This is a genomic window from Saccharothrix sp. NRRL B-16348 (assembly GCF_001280085.1).
In the GTDB taxonomy this organism is placed as follows: Bacteria; Actinomycetota; Actinomycetes; order Mycobacteriales; family Pseudonocardiaceae; genus Actinosynnema.
The window spans coordinates 34,739-53,026 of sequence record NZ_LGED01000270.1; the positions used below are offsets into that span (position 1 = coordinate 34,739).

At 71.6% G+C, this 18,288-nt stretch carries 17 protein-coding genes; 6 read left to right on the forward strand and 11 right to left on the reverse strand.

Translation table 11 applies throughout. From position 1 onward, the window contains the following. Positions 1–2: 2 nt before the first annotated feature. A complete protein-coding gene (locus ADK67_RS46495; protein WP_053723045.1) occupies positions 3–908 on the reverse strand; it encodes a LysR family transcriptional regulator in 906 nt (301 codons plus the stop codon). Between the two features lie 72 nt (positions 909–980). Between ADK67_RS46495 and ADK67_RS46500 the strand changes: the two genes are divergently transcribed. The 3 genes from ADK67_RS46500 to ADK67_RS46510 are packed head-to-tail and all read left to right on the forward strand — an operon-like array spanning position 981 to position 4,268. Then, positions 981–1,610 carry a succinate dehydrogenase cytochrome b subunit gene (locus ADK67_RS46500; RefSeq protein ID WP_269436186.1) on the forward strand — a complete coding sequence of 210 codons (630 nt, stop codon included), beginning with the start codon at positions 981–983 and terminating at the stop codon, positions 1,608–1,610. 1 nt (position 1,611) lies between these two features. Further along, complete coding sequence (locus ADK67_RS46505; RefSeq protein ID WP_053723046.1) at positions 1,612–3,525, forward strand: fumarate reductase/succinate dehydrogenase flavoprotein subunit; 1,914 nt, start codon at positions 1,612–1,614, stop codon at positions 3,523–3,525. Further along, a complete protein-coding gene (locus tag ADK67_RS46510) occupies positions 3,522–4,268 on the forward strand; it encodes a succinate dehydrogenase/fumarate reductase iron-sulfur subunit (protein ID WP_053723047.1) in 747 nt (248 codons plus the stop codon). Before ADK67_RS46505 ends, ADK67_RS46510 begins: the two co-directional genes overlap by 4 nt. Here the strand turns inward: ADK67_RS46510 and ADK67_RS46515 are convergent. Then, positions 4,244–5,092, reverse strand: a complete 849-nt coding sequence (locus tag ADK67_RS46515; protein ID WP_082404864.1) for a YeiH family protein — start codon at positions 5,090–5,092, stop codon at positions 4,244–4,246. The genes ADK67_RS46510 and ADK67_RS46515 overlap by 25 nt on opposite strands. Positions 5,093–5,103: 11 nt before the next feature. Between ADK67_RS46515 and ADK67_RS46520 the strand changes: the two genes are divergently transcribed. From ADK67_RS46520 to ligA, 3 genes are read left to right on the forward strand one after another with little or no spacing between them, the layout of a single operon-like run. Beyond that, entirely contained in the window at positions 5,104–6,021 is a 918-nt protein-coding gene (locus tag ADK67_RS46520) for a LysR substrate-binding domain-containing protein (protein WP_053723048.1), read from the forward strand. Positions 6,022–6,033: 12 nt separating this feature from the next. Beyond that, positions 6,034–6,684, forward strand: coding sequence for a hypothetical protein (locus tag ADK67_RS46525; protein ID WP_053723049.1), 651 nt, complete (start codon positions 6,034–6,036; stop codon positions 6,682–6,684). 31 nt (positions 6,685–6,715) lie between these two features. After that, on the forward strand, positions 6,716–8,881 hold the full coding sequence (ligA, locus tag ADK67_RS46530; protein ID WP_082404865.1) for an NAD-dependent DNA ligase LigA: 2,166 nt from the start codon (positions 6,716–6,718) through the stop codon (positions 8,879–8,881). 869 nt (positions 8,882–9,750) lie between these two features. On the opposite strand, the gene ADK67_RS46535 is transcribed toward ligA, so the two are convergent. The 9 genes from ADK67_RS46535 to ADK67_RS46575 all read right to left on the reverse strand — a co-directional run bounded on the left by ADK67_RS46535 (position 9,751) and on the right by ADK67_RS46575 (position 18,186). Then, complete coding sequence (locus ADK67_RS46535) at positions 9,751–10,860, reverse strand: sensor histidine kinase (protein WP_053723050.1); 1,110 nt, start codon at positions 10,858–10,860, stop codon at positions 9,751–9,753. A gap of 4 nt (positions 10,861–10,864) precedes the next feature. Continuing rightward, positions 10,865–11,521, reverse strand: a complete 657-nt coding sequence (locus ADK67_RS46540) for a response regulator transcription factor (RefSeq protein WP_053723108.1) — start codon at positions 11,519–11,521, stop codon at positions 10,865–10,867. Positions 11,522–11,667: 146 nt separating this feature from the next. After that, on the reverse strand, positions 11,668–12,036 hold the full coding sequence (locus ADK67_RS46545; protein ID WP_053723051.1) for a hypothetical protein: 369 nt from the start codon (positions 12,034–12,036) through the stop codon (positions 11,668–11,670). Between the two features lie 208 nt (positions 12,037–12,244). Continuing rightward, positions 12,245–13,480 (reverse strand): ABC transporter permease, encoded by a 1,236-nt coding sequence (locus ADK67_RS46550; RefSeq protein WP_053723052.1) that lies wholly within the window; start codon positions 13,478–13,480, stop codon positions 12,245–12,247. Further along, entirely contained in the window at positions 13,477–14,163 is a 687-nt protein-coding gene (locus ADK67_RS46555) for an ABC transporter ATP-binding protein (protein WP_053723053.1), read from the reverse strand. The genes ADK67_RS46550 and ADK67_RS46555 overlap by 4 nt, the downstream gene beginning before the upstream one ends. Beyond that, positions 14,160–15,269, reverse strand: coding sequence for a peptidoglycan-binding protein (locus ADK67_RS46560; RefSeq protein WP_053723054.1), 1,110 nt, complete (start codon positions 15,267–15,269; stop codon positions 14,160–14,162). The genes ADK67_RS46555 and ADK67_RS46560 overlap by 4 nt, the downstream gene beginning before the upstream one ends. Further along, a complete protein-coding gene (locus ADK67_RS46565; protein ID WP_157621631.1) occupies positions 15,266–15,793 on the reverse strand; it encodes a hypothetical protein in 528 nt (175 codons plus the stop codon). Before ADK67_RS46565 ends, ADK67_RS46560 begins: the two co-directional genes overlap by 4 nt. Positions 15,794–15,803: 10 nt before the next feature. After that, positions 15,804–16,565, reverse strand: a complete 762-nt coding sequence (locus ADK67_RS46570) for a MerR family transcriptional regulator (protein WP_053723056.1) — start codon at positions 16,563–16,565, stop codon at positions 15,804–15,806. A gap of 331 nt (positions 16,566–16,896) precedes the next feature. Then, positions 16,897–18,186, reverse strand: coding sequence for a helix-turn-helix domain-containing protein (locus ADK67_RS46575; protein ID WP_053723057.1), 1,290 nt, complete (start codon positions 18,184–18,186; stop codon positions 16,897–16,899). Positions 18,187–18,288 lie beyond the last annotated feature (102 nt).

Genomic DNA, 18,288 nt, shown 5'->3' on the forward strand with positions numbered 1-18,288 from the left:
CCCTACGACCCCACCAGGTGAACCCCCGAGGACATTTCCGCCCCGCGCAGGAACGCCAGCAGCACGCTCTGGAACGCCCGCCCGGCCGACGTCGGCGCCACGTCCGTCCGGTGCGCCAACGCCACCGTCCGAGTGGTGCTGGGCGCCAACGGCGTCCCGTGCAACGACCGCGTGGCCAGCACCGTGCTCGGCACGATCGCCACCCCCAACCCCACCTCCACGAACCGCAGCACGGCGTCCATCTCGCCGCCCTCCACCGCGAACCGCGGCTCGAACCCCGCCTGACGGCACGCCGCCAACGTCGTCTCCCGCAGGTCGTACCCCGGCCGGAACATCACCAGCGGGTGCTCGCGCAGGTCCGTCAAGCGCAGCCGGGTCACCCCCAACGGCGCCGCGGACGCCACCACCAGCTCCTCCCGCAGCACCGGCACCACCGTCAACGCCCGGTCCGCGTCCGCCGGCGACACGATCACCAGCGCCAGGTCGAGCTGCCCCGCCTCCAACGCCGCCACGAGGTCGCGCGACCCGCCCTCCGTCACCGACACCTGGATGCCGGGGTACTCGTCGTGGTACCGCTTGATCACGTCCGCGAACAGGCTGCCGCACAGGCTCGGCGTCGCGCCCACCCGCACCCGGCCCCGCCGCAGCCCCACCAGCTCGGCCACCTCCAGCCGCGCCGTGTCCACATCGGACAGGATCCGGGCAGCCACCGGCAGCAGCGCCTCACCCGCCGGCGTCAGCGTGACGTTCCCGCGCGCCCGGCTGAACAGCTCCGCGCCCAGCTCCTTCTCCAACGCGTGGATCTGCTTGGACAGTGAGGGCTGCGCCACACGCGCCTCCGCCGCCGCCCGCGTGAAGTGCCGTGTCCGGGCCACTGCCAGGAAGTACACGAGCTGCTGGAGCGTCATAGTCCCAGGCTATCTTCAGGCAGCTCACGATGTATTGGACGACTCGTCACACCGGTTCCTAGCGTCAGCGACGTGGACACGATCGGGCTCTACCGCACCACCGTCGGCAAGAAAGTCGTCATGGCGGTCACCGGCGCCGGAATGCTGCTGTACGTCGTCGTGCACATGCTCGGCAACCTGACCGTCTTCTCCGGCCCCGACGCGATCAACGGCTACGGCCACTGGCTGCGCGACATCGGCGTGGTCTGGCCGACGCGGGTGGCGCTGCTCGCCTGCGTGGCGCTGCACTTCGTCGCCGCCTACCAACTGACCGCGAAGGCGCGCAGGGCGAGAGGCCGGTACGAGCACCGCCGACGCGTCCAGGGCAGCTACGCGGCCCGCACCATGCGCTGGGGCGGCGTGATCATCGCCCTGTTCGTCGTCTACCACCTGCTCGACCTCACCGTCGGGTGGCTCAACCCCAACGGCGTGCCCGGCGAGATCCACGCGAACGTGGTCGCCGACTTCCGGCACTGGTACGTGGTGCTGGCGTACACCGTCGCCGTGCTGGCCCTGGGCTTCCACATCCGCCACGGCGTGTGGAGCGCCACCCAGACCCTCGGCGTCACCACCTCGCGCGTGATCGGCCTCGGCGTCGCCGTGACCATCTGCGCCGGGTTCCTCTCCGTTCCCTTCGCCGTCTTCACCGGATTGGTGAGCTGACATGCCCTACACCGAAGGCGCCCCGATCGCCGACCAGCGCGTGCCGGCCGGTCCGATCGAGACCCGCTGGGACCGCCGCCGCTTCTCCGCCCGGCTGGTCAACCCCGCGAACCGGCGCAACCGCAGCGTGATCGTGGTCGGCACCGGCCTCGCGGGCGGCTCGGCCGCGGCGACGCTGGCCGAGCTGGGCTACCAGGTCAAGTCGTTCTGCTACCAGGACAGCCCGCGCCGCGCGCACAGCATCGCCGCGCAGGGCGGCATCAACGCGGCCAAGAACTACCGCAACGACGGCGACAGCGTGCACCGGCTGTTCTACGACACGGTCAAGGGCGGCGACTTCCGCTCCCGCGAGTCGAACGTGCACCGGTTGGCGCAGATCAGCGTCGAGATCATCGACCAGTGCGTGGCGCAGGGCGTGCCGTTCGCCCGCGAGTACGGCGGCCTGCTGGACACCCGGTCGTTCGGCGGCGCGCAGGTCTCCCGCACGTTCTACGCCCGCGGTCAGACCGGGCAGCAGCTCCTGCTCGGCGCCTACCAGGCGTTGGAGCGCCAGATCGCCGCCGGACGCGTCGAGATGCACCCGCGCACCGAGATGCTGGACCTGATCGTGGTGGACGGCCGGGCGCGCGGGATCGTCGTGCGCGACCTCGTCAGCGGCGCGGTGTCCACCCACTTCGCGGACGCCGTGGTGCTCGCGACCGGCGGCTACGGCAACGTGTTCCACCTCTCCACCAACGCCAAGGGCTGCAACACCACCGCGATCTGGCGGGCGCACCGGCGCGGCGCGCTGTTCGCGAACCCGTGCTTCACCCAGATCCACCCGACGTGCATCCCGATCAGCGGCGACCACCAGTCGAAGCTCACCCTGATGAGTGAATCCCTGCGCAACGACGGCCGCGTGTGGGTGCCGCGCGACCCGCACGACACCCGTGCGCCGAACGACATCCCCGAGGCCGACCGGGACTACTTCCTGGAGCGCATGTACCCCGCGTTCGGCAACCTCGTGCCGCGCGACATCGCGTCACGGGCGGCGAAGAACATCTCCGACGAGAAGCGCGGCGTGTACCTGGACTTCGCCGACGCCATCGCACGCCTCGGCGCGCTCGCCGTCGAACAGCGCTACGGGAACCTGTTCGAGATGTACCAGCGCATCACCGGCGACGACCCCTACAAGACGCCGATGCGCATCTACCCGGCCGTGCACTACACGATGGGTGGACTGTGGGTGGACTACGACCTGCGTTCCACGATCCCCGGCCTGTACGTGATCGGCGAGGCGAACTTCTCCGATCACGGCGCGAACCGGCTGGGCGCGTCGGCGCTGATGCAGGGCCTGGCGGACGGCTACTTCGTGCTGCCCGGCGTGATCGGCGACTACCTGGCCGACGCGCCGTTCGACGCGGTCGACGACAGCCACCCGGTGGTCGCCGACACGATGTCCGAGGTGCGCGGCCGGGTGAAGACGCTGCTGGCCGTGAACGGCGACCGCACGGTCGAGTCGTTCCACCGCGAGCTGGGTCGCCTGATGTGGGACGAGTGCGGCATGGAGCGCGACGAAGCCGGGCTGCGCAAGGCGTTGGAGCGCATCCCGGAGCTGCGCGACGAGTTCTGGCAGCGGGTGAAGGTGCCCGGCACGGGCGAGGCGCTCAACCAGGAGCTGGAGAAGGCCGGCCGGGTCGCGGACTTCTTCGAGCTGGCCGAACTGATGTGCGTCGACGCCCTGCACCGCGCCGAGTCGTGCGGCGGCCACTTCCGGTCGGAGAGCCAGACACCGGACGGCGAGGCGCTGCGGGACGACGCCAACTTCTCGTACGTGGCCGCGTGGGAGTACACGGGCGTGGGCCGGCCGCCCGTGCTGCACAAGGAAGAGCTGGTCTTCGAGCACGTAACCCCGAGCACGCGGAGCTACTCATGAAGCTGACCCTGCGGATCTGGCGGCAGAGCGGCGCCACCGGGCGGCTGGTGGAGTACCCGATGGACGACCTGTCGCCGGACATGTCGTTCCTGGAAGCGCTGGACGTGCTCAACGAGCGGTTGATCACGTCCGGGCAGGAGCCCGTGGCGTTCGATCACGACTGCCGCGAGGGCATCTGCGGCATGTGCGGGATGATGATCAACGGGATGGCGCACGGGCCGGAGAAGGCCACCACGGCGTGTCAGTTGCACCTGCGGCACTTCCGCGACGGCGACGTGGTGACCGTGGAGCCGTGGCGCGCCGAGCCGTTCCCGGTGGTGCGCGACCTGGTGGTGGACCGGTCGGCGTTCGACCGGATCGTGGCGGCCGGTGGGTACATCAGCGTGCCGACCGGGTCCGCGCCGGACGCGCACGCCACCCCCGTGCCCAAGCCCGACGCCGACACGGCGTTCGAAGCGGCGGCGTGCATCGGCTGCGGCGCGTGCGTGGCGGCGTGCCCCAACGGTTCCGCGATGCTGTTCACCGCCGCCAAGGCCACGCACCTCGGCGTGCTGCCGCAAGGGCAGCCGGAGCGGTACTCGCGGGCGCGGGACATGGTCGCCGAGCACGACGCGTCCGGTTTCGGCGGCTGCACGAACACCGGCGAGTGCACGTCGGCGTGCCCCAAGGGCATCCCGCTGACCACCATCGCCCGGCTGAACGCCGACCTGCTGCGCGCTCACACCACCCGCAGCGACAGGTAACCCGTCCCGCACACCAGGAGCGTCGAGAGCAGCCCCAGGAGGAGCGCCCTGGGGCTGGTCCGCACGAGGCTCTTGAGGCGCACCGACGTGCCCAAGCCGAACAGCGCGGCGGCCAGCACGACCGTCGTCACGGTGCCGGCCACGTCCAGCACGGCCCGCGGCACCAGCGGGCTGACCAGCATCAACGCCAGGAAACCGAGCAGGAAACCCGGCACCAGCGGCGCGCCCCGCCCGCCGACACCGGCCACGATCGGCGCCAGCAGCGCCACCCGACCCAACTTCACCGCCATGGCCGTCGCCAGACCCCCGGCGGGCGCGGCGGCGGCCACCTGCGCCACCTCGTGCACGCTCAGCCCGATCCACTGCGGTGAGGCGTTCAGCAGCGGCAGCGCGACCATCGCCAGCGTGCCGTAGAGCGTGACGAGCGCGACGCTGGTCGCCACGTGCTCGTCCTCCCGCTCCACCCGGCCCTCGACGGCGGCGATGGCCGACGCGCCGCAGATCGAGAAACCGCTGGCCACGAGGAGGTACAGGCCGCGCGGCAGACGCAGCCAGCGGCCGAGCGCCACGGTGCCGAAGAACGTCACCGAGACCGTGGCGACGATCGCCACCAGAACGCCCGGTCCCAGATCGAGAAGTTGCACAACGGACAGTTGCAGACCGAGCAGCACCACCCCGGTGCGCAGCAGCTTGCGCGTCACGCCCGTCAGCTCAGGCAGGCGTCCACCCACCAGCACACCCAGGACCAACGCGGCGATCAGCACACCACCCAGCCTCCGTCCACGCGCGCGTTCCCGGTAGGCGGCCGTCGACTCTGGGGTCATACCCTGTGGCTATGACCCCGGACCTCGAATCGCTGCGCCTGCTGGTGCTCGTCGGGGAGCTGGGCAGCCTCGGGCGGGCCGCCGAGCAACTGGGCATCGCGCAGCCGTCGGCGAGCAAGCGGCTGTCCACACTGGAACGACGACTCGGCCTCGTGCTGGTCGACCGGGGACGGCGCGGCTCCGTGCTCACGCCCGCCGGCGTCGTGGTGACCGAACGGGCACGGCGCGTGCTGGACGAGGTCGCCGGCCTGGTGGAAGGCGCGCGGGCACTGCGGTCGGCACAGGAGGCCGAGTTGCGCGTCGCCGCGAGCATGACCGTGGCCGAACACCTCGCGCCGAGCTGGATCGGCGAACTCCGCCGCGCCCGACCCGACCTGCGCGTCGGCCTGCGGGTGACGAACTCGGAGACGGTCGGCGCTCTCGTCCGCGACGGCGTGGTCGACCTGGGCTTCGTCGAAGCGCCAGGCCCGCTACCAGGGCTTTCGTCGCGGAAGGTGGCCGTGGACCGGCTCGCCGTGGTCGTCGCGCCCGGCCACCCGTGGTCCCGCCGGCGCCGGCCCCTCACCCCGCCGGAACTGGCCGCGACGCCCCTCGTGATGCGCGAACGCGGCTCCGGCACCCGCGACACCCTCGACCGGGCGTTGCCCGACGCGTGCCCGCCCGCGTTGGAACTCGGCTCCACCACGGCCGTGCGCGGCGCGGTGGTCGCCGGCGTCGCGCCCGCCGCCCTGAGCGTGCTCGCGGTGGCCGTCGACCTCGCCGAAGGCAGGCTGGTCGAAGTGCCCGTCGACCTCGACCTGCGCCGCGTGCTGCGCGCCGTGTGGCCCGGCGGGCGACGGCTGGTGGGACCCGCCGCGGAACTCCTCGCGGTGGCCGCACGTCGTGGTCCGGCACAGCCACAATCCGCAACGGCCGCGGTCCGGTCGTAGTTCAATGAACGCATGAGCTGGTTCCGCCGACGCACCGAACCCGAGCCCGAGCCCGTCCACCTGCCCAACCCGGCCGAGGCAGCGGTCGCGTTCTGGCGGGAGTGGTTCGAGCTGCTGCCGACCGTGAGCGCGGCCCTGGGCGACGGCGAGCCGTACCGGGTGGAGGGCGACCTGGGCGCGATGGTCGCCGCCATGCACCCCGACCTGGAGTTCTCCCTCGAACGCGGGCACCGCGCCATCTACGCCCTGGTGATCACCAGCCGGGAAGACCCGAAGCTGCGGCCCTACACCGACGCGTGGATCGAGGCCGCGCCGTCCGAGGACATGATCTGGGAGTACCACGACTCGGTGCCCGCCGTGCCCGACCCGACCCTCGTCACCATCAACCTCGGGCCGCGCCGCATGCGCCTCGCCGACGTGCGGGTCGTCGCGCAGGTCTCGGACGGCCTGGTCGACGTCGCCGTCTACCACCCCGAGTTCGCCGCCCTCGACGACAAGGCCAGGCAGACCATGACGTTCCTGCCACTGGACGTCACGCTCGGTGAGCGGCTGGCGGGCGAACGGCTCGGCCGCGTGGAAACCGCGTCCGTCGAACCGGAGGGCACGATCGGCCTCCTGGAATTCCGCGACCTGGTCCGCTCGATGGTCGGGGATCCCTCCTGAAATTGTCAGACCCCCTGGTTACCCTCATGCCGTGACCAGCGACGACTCGTTGAACCCGGCCCAGGCCCCCGCCGAGGGCGTCGAGGACGTGCCCGCCGCCGTGCGCGAGGAGCACGCCGCCCTGGCCGAGGTGGTGCGCGGCCACCAGTTCCGCTACTACGTCCTCGACTCGCCGACGGTCAGTGACGGCGAGTTCGACGCGTTGCTGCGCGAGCTGGAGGCGCTGGAGCGGGCGCACCCCGGGCTCGCCACCCCCGACTCGCCCACTCAGCTCGTCGGCGGCACGTTCTCGACCGAGTTCAAGGCCGTCGACCACCTGGAGCGGATGCTCAGCCTCGACAACGTGTTCTCCGCCGACGAGCTGCACGGCTGGTACGAGCGGGTGCGCAAGGAGGTCGGGGCCGACGCCCACTTCCTGTGCGAGCTGAAGATCGACGGGCTGGCCATCAACCTGCTCTACGAGCACGGGCGCCTGGTGAGAGCCCTGACCCGCGGCGACGGGCGGACCGGCGAGGACGTCACGCTCAACGTGCGCACGCTGGAGAACGTGCCGGAGACGCTGACCGGCACCGACGCCTACCCCGTGCCCGCGCTGGTCGAGGTGCGCGGCGAGGTGTTCTTCGCCGTGGAGGACTTCCTGGACCTCAACGCCCGGCTCGTGGAAGCCGGCAAACCGCCGTTCGCGAACCCGCGCAACACCGCCGCCGGGTCGTTGCGGCAGAAGGACCCGAAGGTCACCGCGTCGCGCCGGCTGCGGATGATCTGCCACGGGCTGGGCAAGCGCGAGGGGTTCGAGCTGACCAGGCAGTCCGAGGCGTACGAGGCGCTGCGGGCGTGGGGGCTGCCCGTGTCGTCCCACACCGTCGTGCTGAGCACGTTCGAGGAGATCGGCGCGCACGTCGCGCACTGGGGCGAGCACCGGCACGACGCCGTGCACGAGATCGACGGCGTCGTCATCAAGGTCGACGAGGTGTCGTTGCAGCGGCGGCTCGGCAGCACGTCCCGCGCGCCGCGGTGGGCGATCGCGTTCAAGTACCCGCCGGAGGAGGCCACGACCACCCTGCTGGACATCAAGGTGCAGGTCGGGCGCACGGGCCGCGTCACGCCGTTCGCCGTGATGGAGCCGGTGAAGGTGGCGGGCTCGACGGTCGCCCGCGCCACCCTGCACAACGCGAGCGAGGTCAAGCGCAAGGGCGTGCTGATCGGCGACCGCATCGTGATCCGCAAGGCGGGCGACGTGATCCCCGAGGTGCTGGGGCCGGTGATCGACGCCCGGCCCGCTGACGCTTACGCGTTCGAGATGCCCCTGACGTGCCCCGAGTGCGGCCACGCGTTGCGCCCGATGAAGGAGGCCGACGTCGACATCCGGTGCCCCAACGCGGCGGGGTGCCCGGGTCAGCTGCGCGAGCGCCTGGCGTACCTGGCGTCGCGGTCGGCGTTGGACATCGAGGTGCTGGGCTTCGAGGCGGCGGCGGCCCTGGTCGACTCCCCGGTGTACGGGGACGAGGGCGACCTGTTCGACCTGGACGCGGACAAGCTGGCGCGGGTCGACCTGTTCCGGACCAAGGACGGTGAGCTGACCGCGAACGCGGTGAAGCTGCTGGACAACCTGGAGACGGTGAAGCAACGTCCACTGTGGAGAGTCCTGGTGGCGCTGTCCATCCGCCACGTCGGTCCTACGGCGGCCCGTGCGTTGGCCCAGGAGTTCGGCTCCCTGGACCGCATCGTCACCGCGACGGAGGAGGAACTGGCGTCGGCCGAGGGCGTGGGCCCGACCATCGCCACGGCCGTGCGCGAGTGGGTCGAGACGCCGTGGCGGCAGACGATCGTGTCGAAGTGGCAGGCCGCGGGCGTTCGCACGGCGGAGGAGCGGGACACGTCGATCCCTCGCAACCTGGAGGGGCTGTCGATCGTGGTGACGGGTTCGCTGGAGACGTTCTCCCGCGACGAGGCCAAGGAGGCAATCCTGTCGCGCGGCGGCAAGGCGGCGGGCTCGGTGTCGAAGAAGACGGCTTTCGTCGTGGTGGGCGAGTCTCCGGGCTCCAAGGCGGAGAAGGCGGAACAGCTGAAGGTCCCGATCCTGGACGAAGCAGGCTTCCGCATCCTGCTGACCGAAGGCCCCGAAGCCGCCACCGAGGTCGCCACCATCACCGACCCCCCAACCCCCACCGAGGAGCCCTCATCCCCAGCCTCCTAACCACCCCCACAACCCACTGACCAGCCCTTTCCCCAGTCACCCCACCCACGACCGAGTGATCACGATAGGAGTACCAACCGAAAACACCGTTATCCCCAACCTGAAACGTCGGTTGAAACAACGAGGCCGCCAACCAACCCCACCCCCAACCCACCCCGGCCCCAGACCGCTCCTCTGCCCACCGACCCACACACCGCCCAGCGCCCCGGCCCGCCATCAAGCCGCCACCCACGTCGCTGAGCGGCACCCCGCTCCGCCAGCCGTGGGCCCCGCGACGCCACGCGTGGCACGCGCACCGGGCCGTGCCTCGCCCTCCGCAGCCGCCCTCCGCAGCCGCCCGCCGCCCGCAGCCCTGCCCCGCCGCCCCGCCCCGCAGCCCTGCCCCGCAGCCCTGCGCCGTGACCCGCAAACCCCGAGCGCCACGCCGGGCCTGCGTCGCTCTGGCGTGGCGTCAGCTCACGCCGCCCAGCGCCCTCCGTTGGCCATCGTCGTGCCAGGCACCCCGCGCACGTGACGCCGGTCCGCCGCGTCTGACATCGGTCCGCCCGACACCGCCGCCGCATGCCACCTCGGCCTGTTCACCCGCCACGACCCGCGCATGCAGGTCCCGAAACAACCTCGCGGCGTGCTCCGCCGACCGGGGTAGCCGGAAGTCCGGCTACCTCACCCGTTCGTGTGGTCAGTCGAGTCCGTGCTTGCGTCGCATCCGCTCGGAACCCAGGTCCAGCCAGGTGCAGGCAGGTACAGGCTGTAGCCAGGTGCCCTCTCGGGCGTGGGGTTCCGCAACCCGGACGGCTGGCGAAGGCGATGTCGGGCAGTTCGACGCATCCGGGAAGTGTCATCACGCCGCCCCAGTTCGCCAAGGTGGGTTACCCCAGACGGGTCACCACGGTGAGGCCGCCGCCGGGACGGGCGTGAGTCTCCAACGCCCCACCGTGTGCCGCGACGACAGACGCCACGATGGACAGGCCGAGGCCGACGCCCTGGTCCGACGCCGTGCGGTCGACCGCGACCCGGCGGAACGGCTCGGTCAGCGAAGCCAGTGCCTCCTCCGGCACGACGGCGCCGGTGTTCTCGACCGTGAGGGACGACGTCGCGTCGACCCGCAACCAGACCTCACCGCCGCGGTGGTTGTGCCTGATGGCGTTCTGCACGAGGTTGGCGACCATCTGCTCCAGCAGCAGGACGTCTCCCGACACGACGGCGGGTTCGAGGTCGGCGTGGAGCGCCACGCCGGCGTGGTCGGCGTCCGCCCGGTGTGCCTGGACCACCTGTCGGACGACGTCGTCCAGCCGCACCGGTCGCTCCGCCGACAGGCCGCGGTCGCTCATCGCGAGTACCAGCAGCCCTTCGATGAGCCGTTCGCTGCGGGCGTTCATGGCCAGCAGCCGCTGCCCGAGGTCGGTGAACTCGGCGCTCATCCCCGGCCGCGTGAGGGCGACCTCGATCATCGTGTGCTGGATGGCGAGAGGGGTGCGCAGCTCGTGCGAGGCGTTCGCGACGAAGCGCCGCTGGCTGTCGAACGCGTCGGACAGGCGGTCGAGCATGTCGTCGAAGGTGTCCGCCAGTTCGGTCAGCTCGTCGCGCTTGCCGGACATCGCCAACCGGTGCCGTTCGAGGTTGTCGATGCTCAGCCGGCGCGCCGCCGCCGTGATCTGCTTGACCGGGCGCAACACCCGACCGGCCACCACCCGGCCGAGCAGCACCGCCAGCGCGGCCGCCAGGGCCAGTGCGGCGGACGACTGCACGAGCAGCGTGGTCAGCGTCGCGTCCCGGTAGTCCTGCAACGGCTGGAGGACCGTCACGCGGACCGACCCGTCCGCGCTCGTCCGCTCGCCCGCGAAGGAGATCGGCGTGGGCAGGTTGGCCTGCACGAGCAGGTAGTTGGCGGCCAACAGGATGGCGCCGCTCAGCAGGAACAGCGCGCCGACGAGCACGCTCAGCCTCGTCTTGACCGACCAGTCACTCGCTCCGCGCACCCCGTCACGGCCCGATCCGGTAGCCGACGCCCTGGATCGTCTCGATCAACGGCGGCGTGCCGAGCTTGCGGCGCAGCGTCCCCATCGTCACCCGCACCGCGTTGGTGAACGGATCGATGTGCGAGTCCCACGCCTTCTCCAGCAACTCCTCCGCGCTGACGACCGAGCCCTGTGCCCGCAGCAGCACCTCCAGCACCGCGAACTCCTTGCGCGACAACGCGATGAAGCTGCCGTCCCTGGTGACCTGGTGCCGGCCGACGTCGAGTTCGACGTCCGCCGCGCGCAGGACCGGCGGCAGCGCCGGACCCGCTCGGCGGGCCAGGGCCTGCACCCTGGCGACCAGCTCGGCGAAGGCGAAGGGCTTGGTCAGGTAGTCGTCGGCGCCGAGGCCGAGGCCCCGCACGCGCTCGGTGATCTCGCGCGCCGCCGTCAGCATGAGGATCCGCGCACTGTGCGTGGACGCCACTGCCCGGCACACGTCGTCACCGTGGACCTTCGGCAGGTCCCGGTCCAGCACCACGACGTCGTAGGGGTGTTCGGCGAGCATGTGCAACGCGTGCGCTCCGTCCAGGCTGATGTCCACCGCCATCGACTGCCGTCTCAGACCTTCGGCGATCGCGTCGGCCATCATCACTTCGTCTTCGACCACCAGCACCCGCACCGGTCGTCCCTCCGTCACGGACCAGTTCAGCACCACCGATTTCATCATACGGATGAAAATGCGCACGGGAAATGCATGAGCCGCAGGGTCGACGCGTGTTCGCGTCGACCCTGCGGTAGGTCGGTCGATCAATGGTGGGACGAACGTCAGCCGCGCGTCTGGAAATCGATGCCGGTCCAGCTGGAGCCGGAGCAGTTGCCGTACACGAACCACGGCGCCGGGCGCGCCTGGATCCAGGCGCCGACCGTGGAAGTGCCGTTCGCGCAGTAGGTGATGGTGCGCAGTTCCCCGGAGTAGCCCTGGCAGCTGCCTTCCCAGCGCCAGCCGTAGTCCGCGGTGATGACGCAGTCCCAGCTGGCCTCGGTCGAGGACACCGGCGCGGACTGCACGCCGGAGAACGCCTGGTCGGCGCCCGCCGCCGAGGCGGGCGCCAGGGTGAGCAACAGCAGGCCCGCCAGGGCGGCGACCGTCACTCCGATCTTGGTGAGGATGCCGGTGATCCCGTTCTTGGGCATGGAGGAACTCCTTTACGACCGCTGGGTTGTGGTGCGCCGATGTCGAATGGGAAAGGCGCAGCAGTAAGCACGTGTTCGCTTGCGGGATTGGACTCGGCCCTTTGTCGAGCCTTTGTCTCGCACTGGGAACACTGCCAGCGATCCGGTCTCCTCGAAAGCAATGGAAGCGATCGCTTCCCGATGAACCGACCACTCCGGACGAGCGCTCTCAGCCGGCGGTCAGCGCCTCGGTCGGGGTGAGGCGCGACGCCCGGATCGCCGGGTACGCCCCGGCGAGCGACCCGAGGACCAGAGCGCTCAACGGTCCACCGACGACGGCGTACCACGGCAGCACCGCGGGCCAGCCCTGGCTGGTGGCGTACCACGTGGTGATGCCCGAACCGAGCAGCACACCCAGTCCGCCGCCGAGCCCGGCCAGCACCACCGACTCGGCCAGGAACTGGCCCCTGATCTGCCGCCGCGTCGCCCCGAGCGCACGGCGGAGCCCGATCTCGCGGCGGCGTTCCATCACCGACACGATCATCGTGTTGGCGACCCCGACCCCGCCCACCAGCAGGGCGACCCCGGCGAGGCCCAGGTAGAGCGCCGAGTAGGCCTGCTCGGTGAGCTGCTGCGCGGCGAGCGCGTCGGACGGCTTGGTGACCAGCACCTCGCCGGGCGACTCCGGGTTGATGCTGCGGCCGAGCACTTGGCGGACCTGGCCGACGGCGTCGTCGTCCGACCGGACGTACACGGTGCTCGGGTGGCCGTCGAAACCGAGGTAGGTCCGGGCCGCCGTCCAGCCCACCAACGCCGACGTGTCCAGCAAGGGGTGCAGCGGCAACGGGGCCAGCACACCGACGACGGTGAACCAGTGGTCGTCGACCCGCACCACCGGGTTCGGCGTCTCGTCGGTCAGGGCGATGCCGAGCCTGGCCGCGGCGCCCGCGCCGAGGACCGTGGTGGGGAACCGCTCGGTGGCTTCGTTCAGGAAGACCCCTTCGCGCACCGAGCCGCGCAGCACGGCCAACAGGTCGAGCCTCGTCGCCCGCACCGCGAGACCGCCGGTCCGCTCCGGTGGCAGCCGGTCGTTGCGCCGGATCGCGGCATCGGTGTTTCCCGTGGCGCTCGCCGCCTGCACCGGTGCGATGCGCGCGGCCCGGTCCGCGGCGTCGTCCGGGAGCTTCGCCGGTCGATCACCACCGAAACCCGCGCTGCCGGCTTCCGCCTGCAACAGGTTGGGGCCGAGCGCCTCGAACCTGGCGCGCAGCGCGCTCTGGTTGGACGCGGGCACCCCGATGACGGCGACGAGCGCGGCGATGCCGATCGCGACGCCGACGCTCGCGAGGACCGTGCGCAACGGCCGCGTGTGCACGCCCACGAGGCCGAGCCTCAGCACGTCAGCCGGGCGCAGTCGTTGAGGTCGTGGCAGCGGAGGTCTTGCCCGGGGCGGAGACCCGGTCATGCGCCCACCTCCGCGGTGTCGGCGCGCACCGAACCGTCCACCATGTCGATGCGGCGACGTGCCCGGTCGGCGACCGACATGTCGTGCGTGATGATCACCAGCGTCGTCCCCTCGGCCGCGTTCAGGTCCACCAGCAGGTCGAGCACACCGGCGCCGGAGCGGGTGTCGAGGTTCCCGGTGGGTTCGTCGGCCAGCAGGATCGGCGGCCGGTTCGCCAGCGCACGGGCGATCGCGACGCGCTGGCGTTCGCCGCCGGACAGCTCGCCGGGCAGGTGGTCCACGCGGTGACCGAGCCCGACGCGGCGCAACGACTCCAGCGCCGCGGCACGCCGCTGCCGGCTGGGCACTCCGGCGTACGTCGAGGCCGTGGACACGTTCTCCGCCGCCGTCATGCCCTCGGTGAGGTGGAACTGCTGGAACACGAAGCCGATCCACCGCGACCGCAACGCCGCCAGCCGCCGATCCGACAGCGCGGCCACGTCGTGCCCGTTGACCTCGACGCGGCCGCTCGTCGGGTGGTCCAGCGCGCCCAGCAGTTGCAGCAGGCTGGACTTGCCGGAGCCGGACGGCCCGACGATCGCTACGGTCTCGCCGCTCCCCACCCGGAGCGACACCCCGCGCACGGCGCGTACTCCGCCCGGGTAGGTCTTGCTCACGTCGATCAACTCCAGCGCGGGTGTCACGACGCCGTCACCACCGCCATGCCTTCGGCGATCTCCGGCCCGGTCACCTCGACCAGGCCGTCCGCGAAGACACCGACCTCGACCGCGACGAGGTCGCGGACGCCGTCCCGGATCACCTCGAGGCCGTAGCTGCCCTCGCGGAGGGCGAGCAGCGCCTGCACCGGGACCGCCAGCACCCCGTCGCGCCGCGCCGTCTCGAACGCGATGGTGACGGCGGTCGGGTCGGCCGGGCCGACCGCCGCCGGATCGTCGATGCCGAAGGTGACGGGCACGGCCTGCTCGCCGGCGGCGTCGGGATCCTGTTGGGCGCCACCGCGCCCGGTCGCCGTCGGGGGGTGGATCGCGCTCACCGTGCCGGGCGTGGTCCGCCCGCCGAGAAGCTCGATCTGCACCTTCATGCCGACGGAGACGAGCCCGCGCAGCTCCAGCGGAAGCCTCATGGCGACCTGCCTCCCGACGCCGCTCAGCGTCATCAGCTCGCCGGTCGCCGGGTCGCCCAGCGCCGCGGTGACCGACTGGACCTGCTGTGCCTGCGGCGCGACCACGACCTCGCCGACGGCGACGCGCCCCGTCTGCTCCACCTCCCGCTCCCGCTGCCAGCGGCGCACCGCGGCCTCGGTCGGCTTGCCGAAGATCCCGTCCACCGGCCCCGGCCGGTGGCCCAGCGCGGCGAGGTTCTCCTGCAGCACGCGGACATCGGGCCCTTCGGGCACGCCCTCGTGCAGCTCGCGGTACATGGGCACGGTCCCGAAGAACAACGGCACCCCGACGGCGTCGACGGAGTACACCGGTTGCCCGCGGTCGATCACGGCTCCCGGCGCGGGCAGGGCCGTGACGGTGCCCGCGCGCCGGCCGGTCAGCACCGCCTCGCCGACCGGCGTGATCGTCGCGTCCACCCGTTCCCTGGTCACCAGGTCGGTCCTGCGGATCTCGGCGGTCTTCGGCGCGGGGGCCGGCGCCGAGGCTTCCGCCACGCCCGACCCCGCGTCCCGCTGGGCGAGCCACACCACCGCACCCGTCAGGACCACGGTGGCCGCGGCCGCGAGGACGAGGAACACCCGTCGTCCGCGGCGGCGAGCGGTCGCCGGGCTGTCGTGCCCGGTCATGAGGTGGTCGTCACCTCGGCGCCGCGGCGCACCTGCTCGTCGCACTTGTCGAGCGCCTGCTTGATCCGCGGGTCGTCCTGGGCGTTGCCGGGCAGGGAGAGCACGCCGCCGTCCTCGGGCTTGGGATCCGGCACCTCCACCCCTTCGCCCCGCAGGCACTCGGCCAGCGCCAACTGCTGCGCGATCCGCTCCGGGTCCACCGGCTCGGGTTGCCCGCCTCCGGGGGCGTACTGCTTGCACTTCCCGTACGCCTCCTCGTTCTTGCGCCGCTGCGGCTCGGCCTGCGGGGTGATGCGCACCGAGCCGTTCTCGCCGTCCCCGGAGTTGAAGGACGGCAGGGTGCCGCCGTTGTCCTTCATGCACTGGGCGAACTTCTCCTGGTCCGCCGCTGTGCCGTTGTCGTTCCCCGACGTCTGCCCCGGCTGGTCGAGGGACGCGACCTCACGGCCCGGTGCGTCCGTGCCGCAAGCCGTGATCAGCGCGAACCCCAGAACGGTCAGCACCATCGCGACTCGATGTGCCATGACGGCCCCCTCACTGTTCGGTGCGATTGGTCATTTGTAGCGTTGTGGCGATCTCGTCGGCGTCAGCGAATTCGCTTATGCCTCCTTTATGCGGTTTACCGAGGGGCGCCCGCGGAGCGGGCACAGCGGTCGCGATGGACAGCAGCGAAGCCCGGTACGCCTCGACCGCGATCGTGACCAACTCCTCGTGCGGCAGGTCCGGCCAGGCCGCCAGGGCCGCGCGGAGTTCGTCCAACGTCCGCGAGGCACGGCGCGACTCGCGTTTCGTCAACTCGGCGAGAACTTCGAGCGCGGTGGCGTCCGGCACACCCGACCGGCGCAACCCCATGGCCGCGAACACGGCACGCGGGGCTCTGACGACCAGCTCGCCGACCCGGTGGCCCAACACGCCGCCCTGCTCGAGCGATCGCGACAACGACGGCCGCGCGCGCAGCAGGCCGCGGAGCCGATCGGCCGGGAGCAGCACCTCCCCGACCACGCTGTCCGGGTCGAGCAGCGCGCGGACCGCGTCCAGCGACTGCCCGGCCCGCTGGAGACGGGTGATCAGGCCGAGCCGCGCGACGTGCCGGGCGTCGTAGTAGGGGGTTCGCCCGTGACGCCGTGGTTCCGGCAGCAGGCCGCGGTTCTGGTAGGTGCGGATGGTGCGGGTGGTGACGCGCACCATCCGCGCCAGCTCGTCGATCTTCATCAGGTGGCGCGTCTCGGCGGCGTTCTCCCGAGCCGCGCCGCCGTCGTCGGTCCGGGATCTTCGGCGCTCCCCGGCGTCATCCACGACGTCGTCCGACTGGTCGATTCACCTGGACATGGCGGTGGCGCGTCGTCAACACATCTGCTCCCCGGGCTGTGCGTCCGCCATTCCCGGCCCACGGAAGTGAGCCGGTGTCGGATTCGGCGGAATGTCGGCGGAGTCGCTCGACATCGGATTCGGTGCTTCCGGTGAATGCCGCGCGATCGACTTCTCGTGGTGATCGCACGACGATCAACCGTAAGGGCCCGCCTGGGTCATGACGAGTGTTGATGTGTTGATTCTTCGAGTGCACACCGGTGCGCCACGAATGCCGCCGAGGCGCGACTGGTCCATTCGGCAGACCCGCAGTGGTGTTTCAGGTCCGGTGTCGAGCGTGCTCCAGCGCGAAAAGCCGCATGAGGTCGTCCACGGCGTACCGGTCGCGCGCCGTCCGCTGGAGGATGTTCTCCCCGGTCAGCCCGTCGAGCAGCCCGCGCGCCTCCGCGGCGGAGACGTGCCCGAGCGTCGCGGCGGTCGCCACGTCGACCTCGGGTTCGGGGTGTCGTGCGAGCAGTTCCAGCATTCGGGTGGCGTCGGCGCCGAGATCGCGACAGGACCACCGGAGAACCGACCGCAGCGCGAGCGAGGGATCCTGCGACAGCATGTCTAGCCGGCGGGACTCTTCCGACAGCAGGGCGACGGCCTCCTCGACCGACAGGTAGGCGTGGGTGGCGACGAGTTCGGCCGCGATGCGCAGGGCCAGCGGCACGTTGGCGCACAGGCGTGCCAGCGCGTCGATCGACCGCTCCGAACCGGCGGCGGCGCCGACGGTCGTGCGGAGCAACGCCGCCGACTCGGCCGGGTCGAGGGCTCCCAGGCTGATCCGCACGGCGTGCGTCCGCACCGCCAAGCCGAACATGCGGTTGCGGCTGGTGATCACGACCGCGCATCCCGCCGCACCGGGGAGCAGCGGTTCGACCTGTTCCGCGCGAGCCGCGTTGTCCAGCACGATCAGCACTCCACGCGACGCCACCACGGACCGGTAGAGCGTCGCCTTGCGGTCTGGTTCCGCCGGGATGCGGTGTGCCGGAACGCCGAGCGCGACGAGGAAGTCGTCCAGCACGTCCGCCGGTTCGACCGCCGGCCCGTCGGCGTAGCCCCGCAAGTCGGCGTGCAACCGCCCGCCGGTGAAGCGATCCGCGACGTCGTGCGACCACCTCAGGGCCAACGCCGTCTTCCCGACACCGGGCGGTCCCTCCACGAGCACGACCCCCGGCGTGCCGGGCACGCCCAACCCGGCCAGGACCTCGTCCATGCGGGCGAGTTCGGCCTGCCTGCCCACGAAACCGGAGGTCGCCGCCGGCAGCTGCGCCGGCGGCAACCGGTCAGGTCCGTTGTCCGCCAACGCCAGCAAGCCTCCGCCGGCACCCAGCACCTCGTCACAACGCCGGGCCAGGCTCGGCGACGGCGACACCCCGTTCTTGACCTTGCTCAACCAACTCGGGCTGTACCCGACCAACTTCGACAACTGCCGCCACGACACGCCACGCGCGACGCGCAGCCGTTCGAGCTCGACGCTGAACGGCGTCCCGCCCGGCGCCCCGACGCCGTCCGGTCTGCCGGGTCTGCCATCCGTGTCGGCACACGCGCCGTTCGTCGCTTCCACTACAACGAGCCCCCTCGTCGACAGCCATCTGCGAAGTAGCGTTCCGCAGTCAATCGGTCACGCTGCGGCTCTGGCAAGCTCTCGTCGGCGGACTTCACCGCC

Excerpts from the sequence above, each read along its gene's own strand:
- ADK67_RS46495 (WP_053723045.1), bottom strand. The coding sequence starts at position 908 with ATGACGCTCCAGCAGCTCGTGTACTTCCTGGCAGTGGCCCGGACACGG.
- ADK67_RS46505 (WP_053723046.1), top strand. The coding sequence starts at position 1,612 with ATGCCCTACACCGAAGGCGCCCCGATCGCCGACCAGCGCGTGCCGGCC.
- ADK67_RS46510 (WP_053723047.1), top strand. The coding sequence starts at position 3,522 with ATGAAGCTGACCCTGCGGATCTGGCGGCAGAGCGGCGCCACCGGGCGG.
- ADK67_RS46515 (WP_082404864.1), bottom strand. The coding sequence starts at position 5,092 with ATGACCCCAGAGTCGACGGCCGCCTACCGGGAACGCGCGCGTGGACGG.
- ADK67_RS46520 (WP_053723048.1), top strand. The coding sequence starts at position 5,104 with ATGACCCCGGACCTCGAATCGCTGCGCCTGCTGGTGCTCGTCGGGGAG.
- ADK67_RS46525 (WP_053723049.1), top strand. The coding sequence starts at position 6,034 with ATGAGCTGGTTCCGCCGACGCACCGAACCCGAGCCCGAGCCCGTCCAC.
- ADK67_RS46545 (WP_053723051.1), bottom strand. The coding sequence starts at position 12,036 with ATGCCCAAGAACGGGATCACCGGCATCCTCACCAAGATCGGAGTGACG.
- ADK67_RS46550 (WP_053723052.1), bottom strand. The coding sequence starts at position 13,480 with ATGACCGGGTCTCCGCCCCGGGCAAGACCTCCGCTGCCACGACCTCAA.
- ADK67_RS46560 (WP_053723054.1), bottom strand. The coding sequence starts at position 15,269 with ATGACCGGGCACGACAGCCCGGCGACCGCTCGCCGCCGCGGACGACGG.
- ADK67_RS46565 (WP_157621631.1), bottom strand. The coding sequence starts at position 15,793 with ATGGCACATCGAGTCGCGATGGTGCTGACCGTTCTGGGGTTCGCGCTG.